The sequence below is a fragment of the Evansella clarkii genome (genome assembly GCF_002019695.1).
In the GTDB taxonomy this organism is placed as follows: Bacteria; Bacillota; Bacilli; order Bacillales; family Salisediminibacteriaceae; genus Evansella; species Evansella clarkii.
The window spans coordinates 649,035-667,501 of sequence record NZ_KV917376.1 but is presented as its reverse complement, the minus strand read 5'-3'; the positions used below and the strand labels follow the sequence as shown (position 1 = coordinate 667,501).

Below are 18,467 nucleotides of genomic sequence, written 5' to 3'. Positions count from 1 at the left end.
GTTAAATCGTTCAATATCTCCAATAACACCAATTAGTGTACAAGCAATATTTTCACTTATGAAAGGAAGCGACATAAGGATTTCGGTATATGGGTGGGGGTCAATCCCCTTTTCAACGTTCCCCCAAAGGAGAGTATGAATCTCTTCGTCTATAAGTTTAATGCTTTCCTCAAGTCGTAAGGCTTCTTCTATCAGCCATTTTTGTCTTCCTACAAGGTGTTCAACTGGCACGGCGACCGTATAAGGCGTAACCTTAGCCAATACATTGGCTGCTTTTTTAGCTACACTTTTAGCACCAGCCGTTAATAATGTATTGTAAATCTCTTCAGCCGAAGCTTCCTTCAAGTGAAGGGCAGTAGGGTATTCCAAAACTAACTTCATTACAGACGGACTGGATAAGCTTTTAAACGCCTTATTTAAGTCTGGGTGAGTCACCTTTAATAGTTGTTGGACTTGATTTTTCCTACGTGTTAATTGGACATTTAAATACCAGCGGTCACGCATTACCGTCCGAAACAAGGATTGAAGAACAGATTGTGGGCGAATAAGGGATACACCCTGCATATGTGGATGTAACTGCTTATGCCACCCCATGTAGGAAATTACTTTCGCATCCATGGAATCTGTCTTTTCAGTGATACCTAAATTATTCTTACGAAACTCTCCAACAGCTCTATTTTCTACTTGATACAAATCATATCCTTTGTTTAAAAGCACTTGTTGAATGAGATAAGAATAATGTCCACCTGTTGGCTCAAGTAAAACTAAAAAGTCTTTTTTAGTAAGGTTAAATTGTTTTTCAATCTTTTCTAATGCCATTAGAAAATCGGCTATTCCAGCACTATCAGAGTTAAATTTCATGGTTTTCGTCCGTTTCCAAGCAATCCCCTTTGGATCTAAAAAAGCATCAAACTGGATACACGAAGCCACATGAAAACTCGCTCCAATATCAATACCAACATAAAACTGATAAAACTTACGTTGTTCTTCTTGCCTGTTTTGTGCGTCATTTCCATAACTAAATGGAGTAATGGTATCTTTTGTCATTTCTCCTCCTAGTACAGCAGTATGACATATCTGACTATCCAAGTTTCTGTGAGAGCTTATGCCCAATGTAGTATGTCAGGATTATATCGCCAGATATTAAATCTCAAATTTAACACAGGAGTCTAGTAATAGCCCCAATCAACGGTAGAGTTTCAACTGCTTAATTGATATTGTTTTTTTGTTCTGACTCTATATAGTCTTTTTTTTGATTTTTTATATAAGACAAAATATTCAAAAATCCTCCTAGAAAATAAAAAAATCCTGCCTAAAATGACAGGAGTAGATTCCTTTTTTATATAAGTGCAGTGCCAATAAATTGTGGAGTGCCTCACACCAATATTAGAGGTCTAGTTGTTCTAGCCCCATTCCAGTTAAGGTCGGAATCACCATAAAGGTCACTGCACATCTCTATTTTACAATATTTGTACCAATAAAAGAACCAATGTCCTCAAACAAACGGCAAGGCTTCACTTATTAAGAGATCCCACGTTTAAGTCAAAGGTACATCGGTATTTAACATTATAACTAACTGTATAAAAAATTGTAAATATTTTCTGATACAATACATTTAATACACCTGGACTTCTTAGTATGTAGTCCTTTAATTTCTATAAGGAATTGTTTAAAGCATTACAGAAACAAACGGGGAAGCGATAGCTCAATAGGCTGTCGCTTCTCTTGTTCCCCAAACTGAAGCTTTTTGCAGCGTATACATAACATGCTAATAAACTTCTTCGGATGAGAAAGGTGGAGATCTTAAGTACCTGTAGTATTATTGTAATCTACATCAGGTAAGTGAGATGAATAAGAACTTTTAAGAAGAATGTGTACGAAAATTATTAATCATGTTAAAATAGAAAAAATATTCCAAATGCTATGAAGAGAAGAGTAAGTAAATAAGTTTCTTTACAGAGAGCTCCGTTAGGTGAAAAGGAGTAAGAAAGTATTTATTGAACCAAGCCTCTGAGTATTACATGGGAACCTTTTGGGGGATCGTGTAGCGGGAGCTCCCGTTATAGAGCTAGGGTATAAGCATATTAATGCCGTACCTGATGAGGTTGATATGGTGACATATTAACAAACTGGGGTGGCACCGCGATTATAATCTCGTCTCCAAGACATGTTTGTCTTGGGGGTGGGATTTTTTTAATTCTTCAGTTCCAGTATGGGATTAAAGAAAGGAAATTGAAAGATTAAATAGGTTCTTGTTTTATAGAAGAGGTCTTAAGTTAGATAGGGTTTGCGTAACTCTATTTAAAAGTATACACGCACTATTTCACGTTTCTATAACCAATAGAATGGAGAGATTATATTGTTTAGTTATAAAGTTGATAATGAAATTTCGCTTAAATTACTAGAATTAAGGGATGCAGAAAGGGTTTTTGAATTAACGAATAATTCTAGAGCGTATTTAAGAGAATGGTTACCTTGGTTAGATTTCACAACTAAACTCGAAGATACTCAAGCATACATAAAAATGAGCTTGAAAGATTATGCGGAAAACAAGAGTATAAACACAGCGATTTTATATAAGGGAGAAATCGTTGGGATAGCTGGTTTTAACGTGATTAATTGGTCAAATAAGTCCGCATATATTGGCTATTGGATTGGTGAAAAATATCAAGGTCACGGAATAGTTACAAAAGTTGCAAATGCACTGACTGTTTATGCATTTAATGACCTAAAACTTAACAAAGTGGAGATTCGAGCAGCAGTAGAAAACACAAAAAGCAGGAGTGTTCCAGAGAGATTAGGGTTTTTAAATGAAGGAATTCTCAGACAATCAGAATGGCTGTATGACCATTACGTTGATACGGTTGTTTATGGTAAGTTGGCTAATGAATGGGACAGGGAAGGCTGAGAAAATGAAGTATTACATCGCATCTGGATTTGGAAATAAGGAAAAAGTCAGGAGTGTTAGTGAAAGATTAAAAAATATGGGCTATCTGCATACTTACGATTGGACAAAAAATGAAAGAGCTTCATCTATAGTAGAACTAAAAGTAATTGGACAAATCGAAAAAGATGCTATAAATGAAGCTGATTTTATAGTCGTCTTATTACCAGCCGGGAAGGGAAGCCATATTGAATTTGGAATTGCACTAGGCCAAGGAAAAAAGATATTTCTTTATTCTCCTAATGAGGAAGTGTTTAATCTTCAAACAACTAGTACGTTCTACCATTTACCTGAGGTGGAGATAGTTACAGGGAACATTGATGTACTGGTAGAAAAAATAAAATCAGCAGTGAAGTTCTAAAAATCAATATAATAATTTCATCAGAAGAGGAGAAAGGTAGCGGGGTTTGTGAAAAATTGTACTTAAATTAACGGAGAGCGATAGTGAAGTAAGCAAACATAAAAATAATGGCACGAAGATTCGGTTCTTCGTGCCATTTTAATATGCGAATTATACGGTGATTTTAGTTGCGAAAGATGTGTGATTTAGCGTGTGAATTCGTCTTCGATTTAACGTTTTGGACCTCTCTAGTAAACCCGTTAATTCTTCAGCAGGTTGGTTGTTCTTCCGGTTTAGTTATCTTCAAACAATTTTTCCCCTTGATGGAGCCGCATTGCGATTTTGGCTGTATGAGGCAGTTCTCTGGAAGTTGGGGCATGGGCTGCGAGATAGCGGGTGACGGCAATGATGTGTGTTTCTTTTGCCCATTCTGCCAGCGGTGATTCTTCCTGTTCCCAGTGCTTATGTTCTACGATGCATGCTTCATACATTTGAAAAGAATGGAACTCTGCATCCTCTCTCAGTAAAGCGTGCCCCAGGGTGTTAAATAATGCCCCTTTGTCTCCGCCAGCATGTAAATATTCCACCACCCACTTTGCCGCTGCATCTGTCTGCTGCTGGCGGTTGAGAAGATCAAGGAGTTCTTCCGGGTTTGCAGCCTCAGCTTCTCTCTCGGCTGGAACCGGTCTTCTCGCGGAAGGAGTATTTAAAAAGCGGTAAAGGTAGATGCTCATTGCGCTGTGGAAGACACCTCTGATTAATTCCGGTGTAACTGAACGCCTCAGGGCTTCATGTACGGCATGGGCGTGAGTAAAAGTATGAAGCACAGTAATCCAGTCCCTGAATTCATTTTGGACATGGAAGCGGGCGACCCGTTCAGCTGCAGCCAAAGATACTAACTGTCCAAGGCGGACAGGGGACATCCCCCCATTCAATGCTTCCATCATCAGCTGAATGGTTTCCACCGGACTGTCACTGAGGAGATGATCCACCAGTTTTTTCTCATCTGCATCTGTTTCCTGTTCCTCTTCTGATGCTGGGTCGTAATCTTCCAGCTGCTCGAATGCTTCCTGCAATGGTTTTACCAGGTTCACAGGGGTTTGCCAGCTGTTGGATTCTTCGCTCCGTGAAGCACCGGCTAGTTCCGGGAGCACGGAGGTGAGTACATAAGCCTTTTTATCCTCTCCGATATGATTCAGAACTTCAAACGCTTTGTTGTGAAAATCGAGGGTGTGGCCTACGTTCATGTAAAAATGGTCTGTAACTGCCGTCATCATCATATCAGCCAGTTGTTCTTTCGAGGCACCAGCTTCTATAGCTGTGAGAAGGACTCTTTCCGCTCCCTGCACATCCCTGACTTCCACATTGTTTCTGTACCACTGAGCGAGCTGGCTGACAGAAGGCCGGTCTTTTTTGTCCGAGACAGGAAGAGGCTGGAGTAAAAAGCGGGTGCCCATTCCTGCACTTTCTCTCGCAACATGCACGAGCCCCTGGTAGAGTGCGAGGATCCTGCCTTTTTTATCGAGGTACGGAAGGATGTTTGTCATGGCAGTTAAGATTGTCAGTCCGGAGCGCCAGCCATTCCTTCGGTGCTTTGTCCCGAACTCCACACCGATCCGTGCTATTTTAGCAGGCGGCTCACCCGCTTCAATTAAACCGGTTACTGCTTTGGCGATAACGAGGCTGATATTTTGTTCAAGCCCCTCTCTCAGCCGGCCCCGAAGCTGCTCCATCGACTGCTGATGGTGAGGAGAGAGGTTCACATAGACTTTATTTTCCGAGATTTCAACAGGGTAGGTGGGAATATCGTCCGCCCATGGATCTAATGTGCCTCCGCTTTTAATATCAAACCTTGCATGGTGCCAGTGGCAGGTCAATATTCCGTCGCACGTACTCCCCATATGTAAGGGAAAGCCAAGATGGGGACACCTGTTATCCACCGCATAAACACCATCATCCTGGTATATTACAGCGATCGCGTGTCCTTCCCCTTTGACTACTTTCACACCAGCATCTTTTAACTCATCCATTTCAGCTGCAAACACTTTTTCACTCATTTAATGATCATCCCCAATCAGCTGATTTTTAAATAATCAGAATTATCTTATATTAATTATAAATGCTAATGGGATAAAAAGGTAGTTTACGGCTTATGAGCTTATGAAATTTGTTGTACTTGCTACCCGAAAGTGACATAACAGTATGTCATTGCTTAGAATGCTATATTACAGAAAAAAACTTACTTCCACTCCAAGTTAAAAGAAATCATGGCCGACACCAAATACAAGTGTCAGCCATGATCCATCTGATTAATACATTTCCTTCAGCATCCGTTTCCCTCTGAAGAGTCTTGTCTTTACTGTCGATAGCTTAATCTTGAGCTGACCTTCAATTTCCCTTAAGGATTTTTCTTTAAAATAGTAGAGATAAATAACCTCTCCATATTTTGAAGGCAGCTGTCTTAACTTATTTCTGAGTTCTTCATTTTCACAGCTAATTACTATCTCAGATTCAGGAGTACTCATATATATATCGTTAAACAGTTCAACATTTTCGTGAAGCTGATCTCTGTGACGGTAGCTCTTTCGTAAAAAGTCAATGCAGTGATTGCGGGCAATCCGATATATCCATGAGTTCAAGGAACATTCCCCTTTAAATTTCTCCCGGGTAAGGTAGCATTTCACAAGTATTTCATGAGCAAGATCTTCTGCCAGAAAAGTATCTTTTACATAAGAAAGTGCAATCCGGTACACTTTCCTTTTGTACAAAACATACAGCTCAGTGATTTCGTGCTCGTTGCTACTGTGGTCTGAACGTGTTTCTAATAAACTCTTATCTGCTTGATGAGTAATCATACCCTCCTCTTTTCTGCACTCTCGCGTACGTTCTTTCATTTCTCAGCGCAAATACTATCTCACTACGATTTCATAAATATATAACTCATAATCGCCTGCTGATTCTGAAGAATCGTCTTTCAGGACTATTTCTCCTTCATAAAGAGATTCACCAGTTTCCACATCTGCAACGACAATACCAGGGTTATTTTGAGTAGTATTACTCACGTTCACTGCATAAAGTTTCTCATCTTGTACAGTGATCATAGGAGGCTGATCCAGGTCGAAGGACAGCTGCAGATCGAACGCTTCGCCAGTCTGCTCTTCTGCCAGGTTATAAGGGATTACGTGCCCCTCTCTGTTAACAAAAAATATTACAGAGCCATCAAAAAAGCTGATTTCATTCTCTTCTAAGTTCAGCGTATCTGGTAAATTAATTTCCTCTTTTTCTTTCGTTACCAGATTGTAAGCGATAAGTTCTTTATTTAGTTGTTCCATCCGGTGTGATTCCATGTCTTCGATTATTTTATATTCTGATCTGACGAGAAGAAGATGTTCCGCTGCGCTTGACGAACTTCTTCTGATCAAATGCGAATCCACTTGGATATCGTCATGGCCAGAAGCAACTTGGAGTATAGTTTCATGTTCGCTTATTTTTTGCTCTTTCAGATCTACTGTATATATATGGTTTTCATTGGTATAATCATGTCCGTTCCTCATGCTGTTTTGCGTTATAATATGCAGTTCTTCCTCAATCATCTGCACTTCCTCAACATAGATATGGTCTAATTCCTCACTAACCGGAACCTGGATCGTGAACGAATTGGTTCTGTTATTTGACTTATTTAAAACTGAGACCTCAAAGGTGAAATCAGATGATCTCAGAGAATCTATTTTGTAGTCCGCTCTTGCATATGCCAGAAACTCACTATTCTCAGTGAAAAAAGTCTCCGACGGAATTTTCCCCCTCATAAAGGAACGGTACTCTTCCTGCAGCTCTTTTATTCTGGTATCAGGCTGGCCGATTATCTCGCTCAGAAATGAACGATTATTGTATTCAGAACCATCTGTTGTGAGTTTAAATCTTGAACTCAGATAATTATTTGAGGAAGTATCTGTATAAGAACCTTCAAGAACAATATCTCTTATCTCCTCTTTGTCTCCAGTTTTTGTTTGAATAACCAGCTCCGGGAAATGATCTGCTGACATAGCTATGTTTATATAAAAAATTCCAAAGCTCAGAACTGTAATGATAAGGGTTGCTGTAACTTTCCAATACTTTTTCATTTTTCGGGCTCCTTATACGTTGATTTTTTTCTTCAGTAAAAATCGACTCATTAATATGCAGGCTGCAAATACAATCAGACCCATAACAACTACGAGGGTGAATAGCTCTCCAGGATAGAAGAAACCATCCAGAACGAAGTCTTGCAATAAGAGTGGTGAAATTAGAGCAAGTGCAGCTGCTCCACCATAGAGAATGGCAGCAATAATTCCTTTCCATTTGAAACTTCTTTCGAGGAGGATCCCCGTAAACACAATGGCAACACATAATGTACCTAGTCCATAAAATAATACAAGCTGTATAAAACTAGCTGGGATAATCATATATAATTCCGGGACATTCTGAATAATCTCAAGCATACCCAGATCTCTTCGGAATTCCTCAGGAATCATCATGTTAAAAATCCCGATTTCAACCGGAAATATAATTAACTGAAACCCTGCAAGTCCTAATGTTATCAGTAGAATGGTGGTCATCTTTGCATAGAATAAGTTCAGTCTTGTTGTCGGAAGCATTAGTAACCGGTAAATGAATGTGTTTTTCCCCAACCAGTCACGGTACCAGATGAAAAATATATAAATACCTACGGCTGCTATGCATAGTGCAATCGGGCCCAGGAACCATTCGCTTCTTACTATTTCTAAAAAACTCATTCTCCCCCAGGTTTCCAGAAACTCAGCTTCCGGCATCATCTGGATGTAAATCATTTCATGCGCATTATTTAAATATCTTCTCGCCAGAAACATTACACCTGCCAGCTGAGCAGCAAATGTGATGCCTAATAATACAGCAAATAATTTAGCGACCCTATTAAATTCAAAATTAACGAGTTTTAAGTAATTTTTCATTCTGGTACACCTCTCTCATGACATCAATGACAGATTTTCCTTCATTTTCCCGGGCTTCTTCCGCGTTGAATGCTTTTGTGACTATTCCGTCGTCTAACAGAACAACCTTATCAATCAAATGTTCAATATCACCAATCTCATGAGTGGTAATGATTACTCCCCGGTTCTCAATTAAATGACTGGTGAAAACATTAGCAATTTCCTCCCGGCTGAAAATATCAATACCTGAAAATGGCTCATCCATTAATACATAATCCACATCAAGAGCCAGACCAAGCAACAGGTTGACCTTTGCCGTATTTCCTTTGGATAAAGATGAGATTTTATCTGATTTATTTAACCTGAAGAATTCCAGTAACTCTGTTGCCCGGCCCTGATTCCAGCTCGTATAGAAATCATTCATGAATGTCATTGCCTCTTCGATGGTCATATTAGGGACCATTGCAATCGCATCTGGTATAAAGGTGATTTTCTCAAAAGACTTTTCCTTAATTGGTTCCCCGTCAATAAGGATCTGTCCCTTGTCTATCGGTGTCAGTGCCATGATTGCATTTAAAATGGTCGTCTTTCCTACTCCGTTGATTCCAATTAAACAAGTGATTTCTCCCTTGTTAGCTGTAAACGATACTCCTTTTAGAATTTTCTTTCGGCCATATTTCTTTTCTACCGCTTTTACTTCAATCATGTGTATCCTCCTTCACACTGCTGGTCGTGTATTTATCCCGGACCAGCTCCAGTAACTCTTCAACTGGTACATTGATTGGACTGACAGATGTCACAAACGTATCCACTGCGTCTAAAATCAGTTCTTCCCGGACTTTCCCTAATATTTGTTTATCTGTTGTTATTCTGCTCGGATGATTTCGTTCTGTATAAATCAAACCTTGCTCCTCCATTTCCTTATACGCTCGTTGAGCCGTGTTAGGATTAACTTTCAGCATATTCGCCAACTCCCGTCTTGAGGGTATTTCTTCTCCTGGGTCCAATTCTCCAATGGAAATTTGTTCTTTAAAATAACGAACAATTTGCAGATAGACTGGATCGCGGTTATTTAATTTTAATTTCATCAAAACAACTCCTAAACAGTCTTATGTTATCTATTCCTTTTTTTAGTGTGTGTATTAAGTGGTTCATACACCGTAAGTGTATTATATGGTTAATACAGTGAAACTGTCAATTTGTTTTTTGAAAAATATTAAGGATTGTATAGTTATATAGGTTGAACTTGAATTTAATAAAGAATTTTCAGGCATCCCGCGTCGGGAATTTAGATATAGACGGCTTCCTACGAGTGAGGGAAAGAATGAGACCTTTTCGTTCCCTGGGGTACTGGCTTCCTTCAAGCGAGGGAACTTTTTGAAACTATCCACTAAAAATGACCGTATTTAGAGGAAAGAAAGGAGCCCGTCTTGAAGCTATTTAAAGCCTGAGCGGAGGCAAAACTTAATATTATAAAAACAGGTGATAAACTTGAAGGAAGCTAAAAGAATATTAATTATTGAAGATGATCAGGAAATTAGCAAGCTGTTAAACTTAATTCTCACGAAAGCAGGCTTTACTTTGGTTGCGGCATACTCTGGAACAGAAGGGCTGCTGCAGCTGCAAAACAATACATACGATTTAATTTTACTGGACCTGATGCTGCCGGGAATGAGTGGAGAAGAGCTGCTTCGAGAGGTAAGAAAAGAAAGCGACATTCCGATAATCGTTATTTCAGCCAGGGTGGATATAGACGATAAAGTTGAGATCCTTAAAATGGGCGCGGATGATTACATAACGAAACCCTTTAATCAAAAAGAAGTTGTGGCCAGAGTAGAGGTTCAATTACGAAAATCCAGTGCCCGCCCTTCACAATCGGAGGAGAGAGTATGGCGGGCACTGAAAATCAATCCGGAAAAACGATCTGTATCTTTAGAGGGCAGAGAGCTGCGGTTAACGATTGCAGAGTTTGATATTCTCTCGTTATTCGTCAGTCATCCGGAGCGTGCTTTTTCAAAAAGGGAAATTTATGAAAGAGTCTGGAAAGGGACCTACTATGGAGATGACAACACGATAAGTGTTCATGTCTCAAACCTCCGGAAAAAAATAGCTGATATTACCTCAGAAGAATATATAAAAACAATCTGGGGCGTAGGATTTATGCTCGTTTAAGTTTCTTCTTTATGAATTCTTTATGTTTTGTTTAAGGGATTTTAAGGAGTGCTAAGCTACACTGAATGTAACAAGAAATAAGTAAAGGAGCTCAGCGAGATGGATCCCATTATTCAAACGCATCAATTAACGAAGATCTTTAAGGAAGAAGAAGTCATTAAACCTCTGGATTTCTCATTACAGAAAGGAGAAATCTGTGCTTTAATCGGTAAAAACGGTGCTGGTAAATCGACGATCTTTAAAATGCTTGCGGGACAGATAATCCCAACAGCTGGAGACATTCATTTATTTGGGAAATCAGGAAATGAAAAGGCGCAGGCGCAAAAAAGAATGGCTTTTATGATAGAGTCCCCTGAATTTTTTCCTGATTTTACGGCTGTTCAAAATCTGGAATACTTCCGGATTCAGCGAGGTGTCGTTGAAAAGAAACGCATTTATGAAGTTTTAAAGCTCGTTGGTTTAGGAGAGCAAAAGAAGAAACGGTTTGGAGACTATTCTATGGGGATGAAGCAGCGATTAGGCATAGCCCTTTGTTTGCTCAGCAGTCCAGATTGTTTAGTGCTCGATGAGCCGGTAAATGGGTTAGATGCGGAAGGAATTATGGAAATTCGTAAGCTATTATTGAAGCTGAACCAGGAAAATCAAATAACGATACTAGTCTCCAGCCATATATTAACGGAGCTGCAATTAGTAGCGACACGTTTTGTCTTTATCAGGAATGGTGTCATTGTGGAGGATTTAAGTAAAAAAGATTTAGACGAAAAAAGCAGGAAACAAATAAAAATGAAAGTGGATGACACGGCAAAAGCGGCACAATTGTTAGAACAAGCATATGCAGACGTTCAGTATAAAGTCCTTCCTGATAAGATCATAACAATCCAGAACCATATAGAAGAGGGCGGCGAAATTAACCGTCTCTTAATTAACAACGGTGTTCTCGTGATGGAGTTTAAAATGGAAGCATTGAACTTAGAAGAGTACTTCTTAGGAATAGTAGAGGGGGCTGCACAATGATTAATTACTTAAAGAGCGAAAATTACCGCTTGCTGCATAAAAAAAGTATTTATATGACGAGCGGGATTTGTTTATTTTTAATTACATCAGCAGCCCTTGTCCTGTACTTTTTTCAGCAGAGTGATTCCAACTTCCCTTATGGAACCAGTATTTTCTTATACTCGAATGTCATTTCCAGTGGAATTATTATTATGATTGTTGGTTTTCTTTTTAATACAGCGCTCACCGGGAAGGACGCGTCTGTTATGAAACAAGCTGTATCCTTTGGCATATCCAGGAACACGATCTTCTGGTCAAAGCTGATTGTAACGCTAAGTTATTTTTTGCTGCTCTGTCTGATTGGTCTCATATTGGTAATTGGATTAGGGGAAAGCCTTTTTGTCAGCGAGGAGGCTTCTATCCGAAATTTCGTGGCAGCCAGTTTTAATATGCTGCCAATTGCACTCGGTGGCTTTGTTATGATTCATGCCCTGAAAATGCTGAAGGTCAGTGACATTTATATTATTATCTTCCTGTTTTTTCTCTTAATTTTCTCCGGCGATCTGTTACGCTGGCTTCTTGGCTCATTTTCACAGTTGAATGAGTTCTATCAATATGCGCCAAGCACACTATTAAACGATAATTTAATGAGTTTTATGGATCAATCGGCTCAATTTGATTTTCGTTTCTGGGTTACTGGAATCGTCATTTCACTAGTTTTTTTGGCAATAGGGATGATGAGGTTTACTAATAAAAATATTGATTGATGGAGAAGGGATGAATGGAAGTGAGCAGCTGGCTGATTATTATTATTTTAGCTTTTCTTCTGCTTGTAAGTGCCGGGATGCTTATGCTGATTCATTATGATATGAAGAGGATGACGCGCCAATTAGACGGAATCATTAACAACTTCGGCACAAATGAATTGGTTCGGACAAATACACATAGCAAAAGCATCGTCCGGTTTATTTCGAAAATTAACCAGCTTATTCATTTATTTAAGCAGGATCAGCAGCTCACACAAAGAAAAGAGAGAGAACTAAAGCAGGAAATTACAAACATCTCTCATGATTTACGAACGCCTTTAACATCCATTAAAGGCTTCTCGGAATTGTTAACAGATCCCTCTTTATCGAAGGAAGAAAAGCAGGAGTATGTAGCTATTATTCAAAAGAAAATTGATAATCTCACGATGATGGTCGATGCCTTCTATGAGATCTCGCAATTAGAGTCCTCAGACAAGCCATTTCACATGGAGAAGCTGTTTTTAAATCAGATTGTTGTAGACGCTATGCTTATATTCTACGATGATTTTGAAAAAAGGCAGCTGACGGTAGAGATAGATGAAGATTCCATTCCTCCAATTATGGCTGATGAAAAAGCAACAAATCGTATAGTGGCAAACCTGATTCAAAACGCATTACGGTATGCCAATAGCAAGGTGGCAATTACCTTTAGTGAAGAGGAAGAATACGTCCGGTTGCGGGTAGCCAATGATGTGGATGAGTTTGACCGTACAGAACTCCACCGGATTTTTGACCGGACATTCAGGCTGGACACAAGCCGGACTGGCGGAGAGCTTGGATTAGGCCTGCATATCGTTCAGCAGCTGATCAATAAGCAGGACGGGAATGTAGAGGCTGATGTTCATGAAAATGAGTTCAGGATTGACGTATTGTTCAGGAAATGGGGATAGTATGTATGACTCGTCTTTGCGTATTCACAAAGCTCCAGAATAAGCACATGTTATCTGCTGGGGGTTGGAGGATTGTTCCATTGTTATTCACCAACGTGTCCCCAGAATATTGTATTTCCATACCATAGTGTATAATAGAATAAGTTCGATGGGGGGGTGATAACTAATGGCAGGTAGAAATTCACATCCGCCGGATATTGCAGAGTCTCATGCAAAGCCTGTTATCGGAAAAGGCGATACTTTGCATGAGTGGTATTAATTTTATCGCCTGAATATAGCGCATTTCTGGTATTCCAGGCTTTGCACCTTATTTATTATTATCCAAAAAATAAGGAGCTGGCTATAATGGAAAACAAAAACGCTGAAGTAACAAATATAGAACCTTTTATGAGAAGCGACCAGTACAATTTTATCAAGCTTCAAGTGAAAAATATTATTCATGCACACGCAACAGTTAAAGATAAAGATGTTATTCACGCTGTAAAATATAATTCACTTCAAAAAGTGCTGGACCTGTTTCCTGAGGCGAATGAAGACGAGCAAGCTCTCCTGGAAAAGATAGTTGAGCTGGAAAAAGATATAGAGGCGGAAAGATTCTTAAATGAACTGATCCCTTATGTTATTCCATTTGAGAATGTGACGGAAAAGACGATAATGAAGCTGTTTCCTAAGGCAAAGAAATTGAAGCTGCCGCCGCTTGATGAAATTGATTTTAAAGATATCTCCTATTTAGGATGGTATGATATCCGCTCGGAGAAAAAATATCTTATAGCAAACTATCGTGGAAAGTTAACAGGGATACATGGTACTTTTAAGCCGAGCGTAAAGGGTATATGTACCTTGTGCAACAGTTACGAAGAGGTTGGCCTGTTTATGGCAAATATAAAAACCGGAAGAGAGACGAACATCAGCAGAGGTAATTATATTTGCAGAGACAGCCAAATGTGTAATGAGAATATCGTTTCACTGGATAAATTAAATAGTTTTGTTGAGTTGCTGAAGAATTAACAAAAAATGCCTGCCATTTCCCGATTGGGTAATGGCAGGTTTTTTTACCATTCTTTATAAAAACAAAGACGAGTAAAACGGTGTGGATCAGCAGTAATATCAAATATGGATATTTATTGCTCTTCTTTCGGTTAACATGTCAGAAAACTCCTGTTCCAGCATAATTATTAATTGCTAAAGTGGCGATTTATTTGCCTGTTTCCTCACCTCTTGCCTGGCATAGCTTTAAACTCAATATTTTAGAAAATAAATTTACGATCCTTTAATATTCCCTTTATATTTTTACAAAGCGCCTTTTCGTTTTATAGGGATTTCTTTGTTTTTCTTATAAAACTGTCTGGATATCTTTCTTGTTTTTCGGAAAAGAGGTAATTGTATTATCATAATATAGGGATTTTTTCAAAAAAGTACTAATACTGAAGACTTTTTGGCTCTGTCTTTTTACCCACTTCCCCCTGTTTACATTATCTTTAAACCAGCTTAACCAACAAAGGAAATTCCCCTGGTACACTTAAACCAGAAAAGAGCAGAGCGGCCGCCGCTTTTTTCCGGAAAACTACTTAGTAATGGATGAGTTTAACTAATTACAAAATAGCCAGGAGGAATTAAATATGTTTAAGAAGACGTTTCTCGGCGTGTTAGGTGCAGCAGTTATTATTAGTGGTTTTGGGCTTCAGAATGGCTGGGCAGAGACTGGGCCGCCTGGACATGCTGGACAGCCGGACCGGCAGGGGCCTCCTCCACACGCAGGAAAGCCTGATCAGCCTGGACCGCCTCCTCATGCCGGGGGAAAACAGGAGCAGGCAGAGAATGTAATTTACTTAATCCCTGATGGATTTTCCACAGGTTATAACGTAAACTACCGTCATTATAAAGAAGATGGTGATCCTGTATGGGACGAGTTCCTGACAGGGATGATGACAACTCATTCCCATAACAACAGAGTTACAGATTCAGCTGCTGCAGGAACGGCGATGGCCGCCGGGGTGAAAACGAATAACGGCGTCATAGGCCTCGATCCTGATGGGGAAGAGGTGGAAACAATCCTTGAAGCAGCTAAGAAAGCTGGTAAAGCTACCGGACTGGTGGCTAATGCCACCATTACACATGCTACGCCGGCAGCTTTCGCATCCCATACAAACTCCAGAAATAATCAGGCGGAAATTGCCCGCCAGTACATTGATGATGGAAATGTGGACGTGCTGCTTGGTGGCGGACTGTCCTACTTCCTTCCAGAAAGTGAAGGAGGCAGACAGCCGGAACGAAACCTTGTCCAGGAGGCAGTAGATAATGGGTACCAATTAGTTGAGACTCGTGATGAGCTTTTTGCTGTGGAAGAGGATAAAATTCTCGGTCTTTTTGCAGATGACGCCATGCTCCCTGAGCTTCACCGGGAAGAGTCAGAAGAACCAAGTCTTGCTGAAATGACAACAGCAGCTCTTGATATACTTAGCGAGGAAGACGAAGGATTTTTCCTCATGGTAGAAGGAAGCCAGATCGACTGGGCAGGCCATGCCAATGACGCTGCGTGGGCGATGAGTGATACTGCTGCATTTGAAGAAGCGGTGATTGCATCTCTGGAATTCGCCGGGCAAAATGAGGATACTCTGATCATTATTGCTGGAGACCATGATACAGGCGGCATGACGCTTGGCGGCTATAACAGCAAAGGTACAAATGTAGAAATTCTCCATAATGTTACCGCAACTGGTGCATATATGGTACAGCAGTTGGACAGCGATCGCTCCAATGTGAAAGATGTGGTTGAAGAGTACACCTCTATCGTATTAACAGATGGAGAGGTGCAAAGAATCCAGCAGGCTCGCAACCCGGAAATCACGCTTAACCAGATAATCAGTGATTATGCAGGTGTCGGCTGGTCCACTACAAGCCATACAGGAATTGAAGTGCCTGTATTTGCATATGGGCCAAGTTCCGAATTGCTCCATGGAATGATCGATAATACCGATGTCCCTTATGCCATTGCCGAAGCATACGGAATTTCGTTTGGAAATTAAGCTGCATGTATAAGCCCTCGTTGCATTAACCGAGGGCTTTTTTTCTTGAAATAGCTTAGCTTTACTGTCGCGATTCTAACCAGAGAGCATATTTAAACAGTTTCTGCTTGTCCATTTTCTGCATAAGATGTGTAAGCTGCCCCATCTGCAGGCACCAATATATTATCCAAAATTCCATTTTTGTTTATAAAACTCTTTAACGTTTCCCTGTACAATTCCCCATACCAATTTTAAAAAATAGGTAAATATTCCTGGGTATTTTATGCTTTTTAATGGTAAAATTGAACTATAACAAAATACTCAATGATAATGGCAAACTCACTGAAAAGTGGGGACGCAAAGCTACAGGCCTAAGGGAGAGACTATGGCGGCTGAGTTACCAAAGGGATAACAAAAGGGTTATTTCCACTGGAAACAACTCTTTTTTATATTCTTTCGATTAAATTCAGTGCCTCAGTATGCATGTTCCTGAAGGTCTTTTGCGAAAGGCAGCTTGACTTAGGGGGAACGGATTATGAAAAAAAATGCTGGGAAATGGCAGCAAACAATAACAAGGATCGCACTGATACTTTTCTTTATGCTCGTTTTTTCAGGGGAGCACCATGTAGCAGGGGAGAATGCATGGGATATTAAAAAAATAGAAAAAAGAATTTTTACTGATTCAGAGTATAAAGAAGTTCTTGAAGCCTTTGAAAACGAAAAGGAGACCATACAGTCAGACAATCCATCGCTGTATTTTTATCTTTCAGGGGTGAATTATCTTGTCCAGAATGATTTCCACGAGGCATACCTTAGTTTTGAAGAAGCATTGGCATCCAGTTACGAAGCAGGGCAAAGTGAGATGGAGTTTGCCGCTTTAAAGCAGCTCGTTATGCTTAGTGATTTTTACGCTGATAGTGGAAAACTTATAGAATATGGCGCCCGCCTTATCGACCTGGCTGAAGATCAGGACGATGCAGAAATGAAAATGTACGCCTACAATGTAATTGCGCTTTCGTTTTACTATGTGGCGAATGATGAAAAGGTTGTGGAATATCTTGAGCATATGTTCTCTCTGGCAAGGGAGGAAGACAATCTTGCATATGAAGCAATTTATCAAACAATGATGGGACAGATCCTGTATTCCTATCAGGATATAGAATCGGCAATCGAACTGTATGAAGAAGCCGAAAGAGTACTGCAGATGACTGAGGAGAATGATGCAGGAGACCTCAAGCTGTTCAACAGAGCTTCCCATCTCCTTGCTAAAAGTAATTTAACTGAACAAGAGCCTGAAGCTCTGCTGAAAGAAATGGAACAGCTCATCATAAAGACAGAAGGGCAGTACAATAACACAGTCAAACTCTGGGTTTTATATTTGATGAAGGGCCAGATGGAGGAGCATTTTCATTTTTACGATGCTGCAGTTACTAGTTTTGAGAAAAGTAAGGAACTGACTCAAAAAATAAAGCATATTGAAGATACAATCAATCCTCTGAGGCATGTCAGCGTTCTGCTGGCCAGAGCATATTATAATAATGGTGATTTCCAGGAAGCAGCGGATTTGTATATCAGTGTCGCGGAAATGGACGAAGACCCTGCGAATTTAATGAAAGTGGATGAGGACGCTTCTAAAATTCGCAGCTTTACAGAAAGAGGGCTTACTGACGAAATTTCATCATTAACAACATTGCAGGAGGCGCAGGAAAGAGTCGTGCTTCAGCAGAGGATCATGTTAGGGACGTTCGTCCTTGGAATTTTCCTCTTATCAAGAGCTTACATTTTAAAGAGAAAAGAGCATCTTAAAGTAAACGAGCTGAAGGATAAGCTGTATGTTCAATCTATTACAGACAGTTTAACGGGATTGTATAATCGAAAACAGATATTTAAGATTCTGAACACCAAGAAGCAGGATTGTACAGTCGCACTAATAGATATTGATAACTTTAAAACTATCAACGATACGTTAGGATATTTAGCTGGAGATGAAGTAATCAAAAGGGTTGTGCAGACAATAAGGCAGTCAGTGCCGGAGAGTGACGACATTGGCAGATACGGAGGAGAAGAATTTCTAATAATATTCAGTGATAAAACTTTCGAAGAGGCATTGGCCATAATTGAAGAAATCAGGAAAAACACAGAAGCTCTTGCATGGGAAGTCGAAGGGATGCAAACCACTCTCAGTGCCGGAGTATCCCCAAAAGGAGAAGCCACAGCAGAAGAGGTCTTCAGCAAAGTGGATAAGCTGGTCCATGAGGCGAAAAGGACCGGCAAAAATAAAATAGTATTCAAATAAGGAAAGCATTAAAGTCAGTCCCTTGAAGACGAGATCGTTGAGGGGCTGACTGTAATAGAAGAACATGTTCTGGTG

General features: G+C 39.9%; 16 protein-coding genes, 1 riboswitch and 1 other annotated feature. Of the genes, 9 read left to right on the top strand and 7 right to left on the bottom strand.

The genetic code is table 11. The annotated features are described in order from the left end of the window. Positions 1–1,047, bottom strand: a 1,047-nt coding sequence (locus BK582_RS03030; protein WP_078592917.1) for an IS110 family transposase, incomplete at its 3' end; no start/stop codon positions are given. 867 nt (positions 1,048–1,914) lie between these two features. Then, positions 1,915–2,165, top strand: a binding site (T-box leader). A gap of 194 nt (positions 2,166–2,359) precedes the next feature. On the opposite strand from BK582_RS03030, the gene BK582_RS03025 reads away from it, so the two are divergent. After that, complete coding sequence (locus BK582_RS03025; protein WP_078592916.1) at positions 2,360–2,908, top strand: GNAT family N-acetyltransferase; 549 nt, start codon at positions 2,360–2,362, stop codon at positions 2,906–2,908. Between the two features lie 4 nt (positions 2,909–2,912). Continuing rightward, the gene (locus BK582_RS03020) at positions 2,913–3,305 is read left to right on the top strand and encodes a nucleoside 2-deoxyribosyltransferase (protein WP_078592915.1); all 393 of its coding nucleotides are present in this window, start codon (positions 2,913–2,915) and stop codon (positions 3,303–3,305) included. A 272-nt stretch (positions 3,306–3,577) separates the two neighbouring features. On the opposite strand, the gene BK582_RS03015 is transcribed toward BK582_RS03020, so the two are convergent. The 6 genes from BK582_RS03015 to BK582_RS02990 form a co-directional block, all read right to left on the bottom strand. After that, positions 3,578–5,341, bottom strand: coding sequence for a Rieske (2Fe-2S) protein (locus BK582_RS03015; RefSeq protein WP_078592914.1), 1,764 nt, complete (start codon positions 5,339–5,341; stop codon positions 3,578–3,580). Positions 5,342–5,593: 252 nt separating this feature from the next. Continuing rightward, positions 5,594–6,139, bottom strand: coding sequence for a sigma-70 family RNA polymerase sigma factor (locus BK582_RS03010; protein WP_169910798.1), 546 nt, complete (start codon positions 6,137–6,139; stop codon positions 5,594–5,596). Positions 6,140–6,193: 54 nt separating this feature from the next. Next, entirely contained in the window at positions 6,194–7,405 is a 1,212-nt protein-coding gene (locus BK582_RS03005; RefSeq protein WP_078592912.1) for a hypothetical protein, read from the bottom strand. A 12-nt stretch (positions 7,406–7,417) separates the two neighbouring features. Continuing rightward, a complete protein-coding gene (locus tag BK582_RS03000; protein ID WP_078592911.1) occupies positions 7,418–8,251 on the bottom strand; it encodes a hypothetical protein in 834 nt (277 codons plus the stop codon). Beyond that, positions 8,226–8,936 carry an ATP-binding cassette domain-containing protein gene (locus tag BK582_RS02995; protein WP_078592910.1) on the bottom strand — a complete coding sequence of 237 codons (711 nt, stop codon included), beginning with the start codon at positions 8,934–8,936 and terminating at the stop codon, positions 8,226–8,228. The genes BK582_RS03000 and BK582_RS02995 overlap by 26 nt, the downstream gene beginning before the upstream one ends. Continuing rightward, on the bottom strand, positions 8,929–9,318 hold the full coding sequence (locus tag BK582_RS02990; protein ID WP_078592909.1) for a GntR family transcriptional regulator: 390 nt from the start codon (positions 9,316–9,318) through the stop codon (positions 8,929–8,931). The genes BK582_RS02995 and BK582_RS02990 overlap by 8 nt, the downstream gene beginning before the upstream one ends. Before the next feature lie 403 nt (positions 9,319–9,721). Between BK582_RS02990 and BK582_RS02985 the strand changes: the two genes are divergently transcribed. From BK582_RS02985 to BK582_RS02955, 7 genes are all read left to right on the top strand, one after another. Further along, positions 9,722–10,402, top strand: coding sequence for a response regulator transcription factor (locus BK582_RS02985; protein WP_078592908.1), 681 nt, complete (start codon positions 9,722–9,724; stop codon positions 10,400–10,402). A gap of 99 nt (positions 10,403–10,501) precedes the next feature. Then, a complete protein-coding gene (locus BK582_RS02980) occupies positions 10,502–11,416 on the top strand; it encodes an ATP-binding cassette domain-containing protein (protein ID WP_078592907.1) in 915 nt (304 codons plus the stop codon). Beyond that, entirely contained in the window at positions 11,413–12,162 is a 750-nt protein-coding gene (locus BK582_RS02975) for an ABC transporter permease (protein ID WP_078592906.1), read from the top strand. Before BK582_RS02980 ends, BK582_RS02975 begins: the two co-directional genes overlap by 4 nt. Before the next feature lie 14 nt (positions 12,163–12,176). Further along, positions 12,177–13,091 (top strand): sensor histidine kinase, encoded by a 915-nt coding sequence (locus BK582_RS02970; RefSeq protein WP_244895328.1) that lies wholly within the window; start codon positions 12,177–12,179, stop codon positions 13,089–13,091. Positions 13,092–13,436: 345 nt separating this feature from the next. Next, on the top strand, positions 13,437–14,099 hold the full coding sequence (locus BK582_RS02965; protein ID WP_078592905.1) for a FusB/FusC family EF-G-binding protein: 663 nt from the start codon (positions 13,437–13,439) through the stop codon (positions 14,097–14,099). 611 nt (positions 14,100–14,710) lie between these two features. Continuing rightward, the gene (locus BK582_RS02960) at positions 14,711–16,117 is read left to right on the top strand and encodes an alkaline phosphatase (protein WP_078592904.1); all 1,407 of its coding nucleotides are present in this window, start codon (positions 14,711–14,713) and stop codon (positions 16,115–16,117) included. A 301-nt stretch (positions 16,118–16,418) separates the two neighbouring features. Then, a riboswitch (cyclic di-GMP riboswitch) is annotated at positions 16,419–16,501 on the top strand. A 130-nt stretch (positions 16,502–16,631) separates the two neighbouring features. Beyond that, positions 16,632–18,392, top strand: coding sequence for a tetratricopeptide repeat-containing diguanylate cyclase (locus BK582_RS02955; RefSeq protein WP_078592903.1), 1,761 nt, complete (start codon positions 16,632–16,634; stop codon positions 18,390–18,392). Positions 18,393–18,467 lie beyond the last annotated feature (75 nt).

What these genes read in the sequence shown, in the direction of transcription:
- BK582_RS03020 (WP_078592915.1), top strand. Translation starts at nt 2,913, where the DNA reads ATGAAGTATTACATCGCATCTGGATTTGGAAATAAGGAAAAAGTCAGG.
- BK582_RS03015 (WP_078592914.1), bottom strand. Translation starts at nt 5,341, where the DNA reads ATGAGTGAAAAAGTGTTTGCAGCTGAAATGGATGAGTTAAAAGATGCT.
- BK582_RS03010 (WP_169910798.1), bottom strand. Translation starts at nt 6,139, where the DNA reads ATGATTACTCATCAAGCAGATAAGAGTTTATTAGAAACACGTTCAGAC.
- BK582_RS03005 (WP_078592912.1), bottom strand. Translation starts at nt 7,405, where the DNA reads ATGAAAAAGTATTGGAAAGTTACAGCAACCCTTATCATTACAGTTCTG.
- BK582_RS03000 (WP_078592911.1), bottom strand. Translation starts at nt 8,251, where the DNA reads ATGAAAAATTACTTAAAACTCGTTAATTTTGAATTTAATAGGGTCGCT.
- BK582_RS02995 (WP_078592910.1), bottom strand. Translation starts at nt 8,936, where the DNA reads ATGATTGAAGTAAAAGCGGTAGAAAAGAAATATGGCCGAAAGAAAATT.
- BK582_RS02990 (WP_078592909.1), bottom strand. Translation starts at nt 9,318, where the DNA reads ATGAAATTAAAATTAAATAACCGCGATCCAGTCTATCTGCAAATTGTT.
- BK582_RS02980 (WP_078592907.1), top strand. Translation starts at nt 10,502, where the DNA reads ATGGATCCCATTATTCAAACGCATCAATTAACGAAGATCTTTAAGGAA.
- BK582_RS02975 (WP_078592906.1), top strand. Translation starts at nt 11,413, where the DNA reads ATGATTAATTACTTAAAGAGCGAAAATTACCGCTTGCTGCATAAAAAA.
- BK582_RS02970 (WP_244895328.1), top strand. Translation starts at nt 12,177, where the DNA reads ATGGAAGTGAGCAGCTGGCTGATTATTATTATTTTAGCTTTTCTTCTG.
- BK582_RS02965 (WP_078592905.1), top strand. Translation starts at nt 13,437, where the DNA reads ATGGAAAACAAAAACGCTGAAGTAACAAATATAGAACCTTTTATGAGA.
- BK582_RS02960 (WP_078592904.1), top strand. Translation starts at nt 14,711, where the DNA reads ATGTTTAAGAAGACGTTTCTCGGCGTGTTAGGTGCAGCAGTTATTATT.
- BK582_RS02955 (WP_078592903.1), top strand. Translation starts at nt 16,632, where the DNA reads ATGAAAAAAAATGCTGGGAAATGGCAGCAAACAATAACAAGGATCGCA.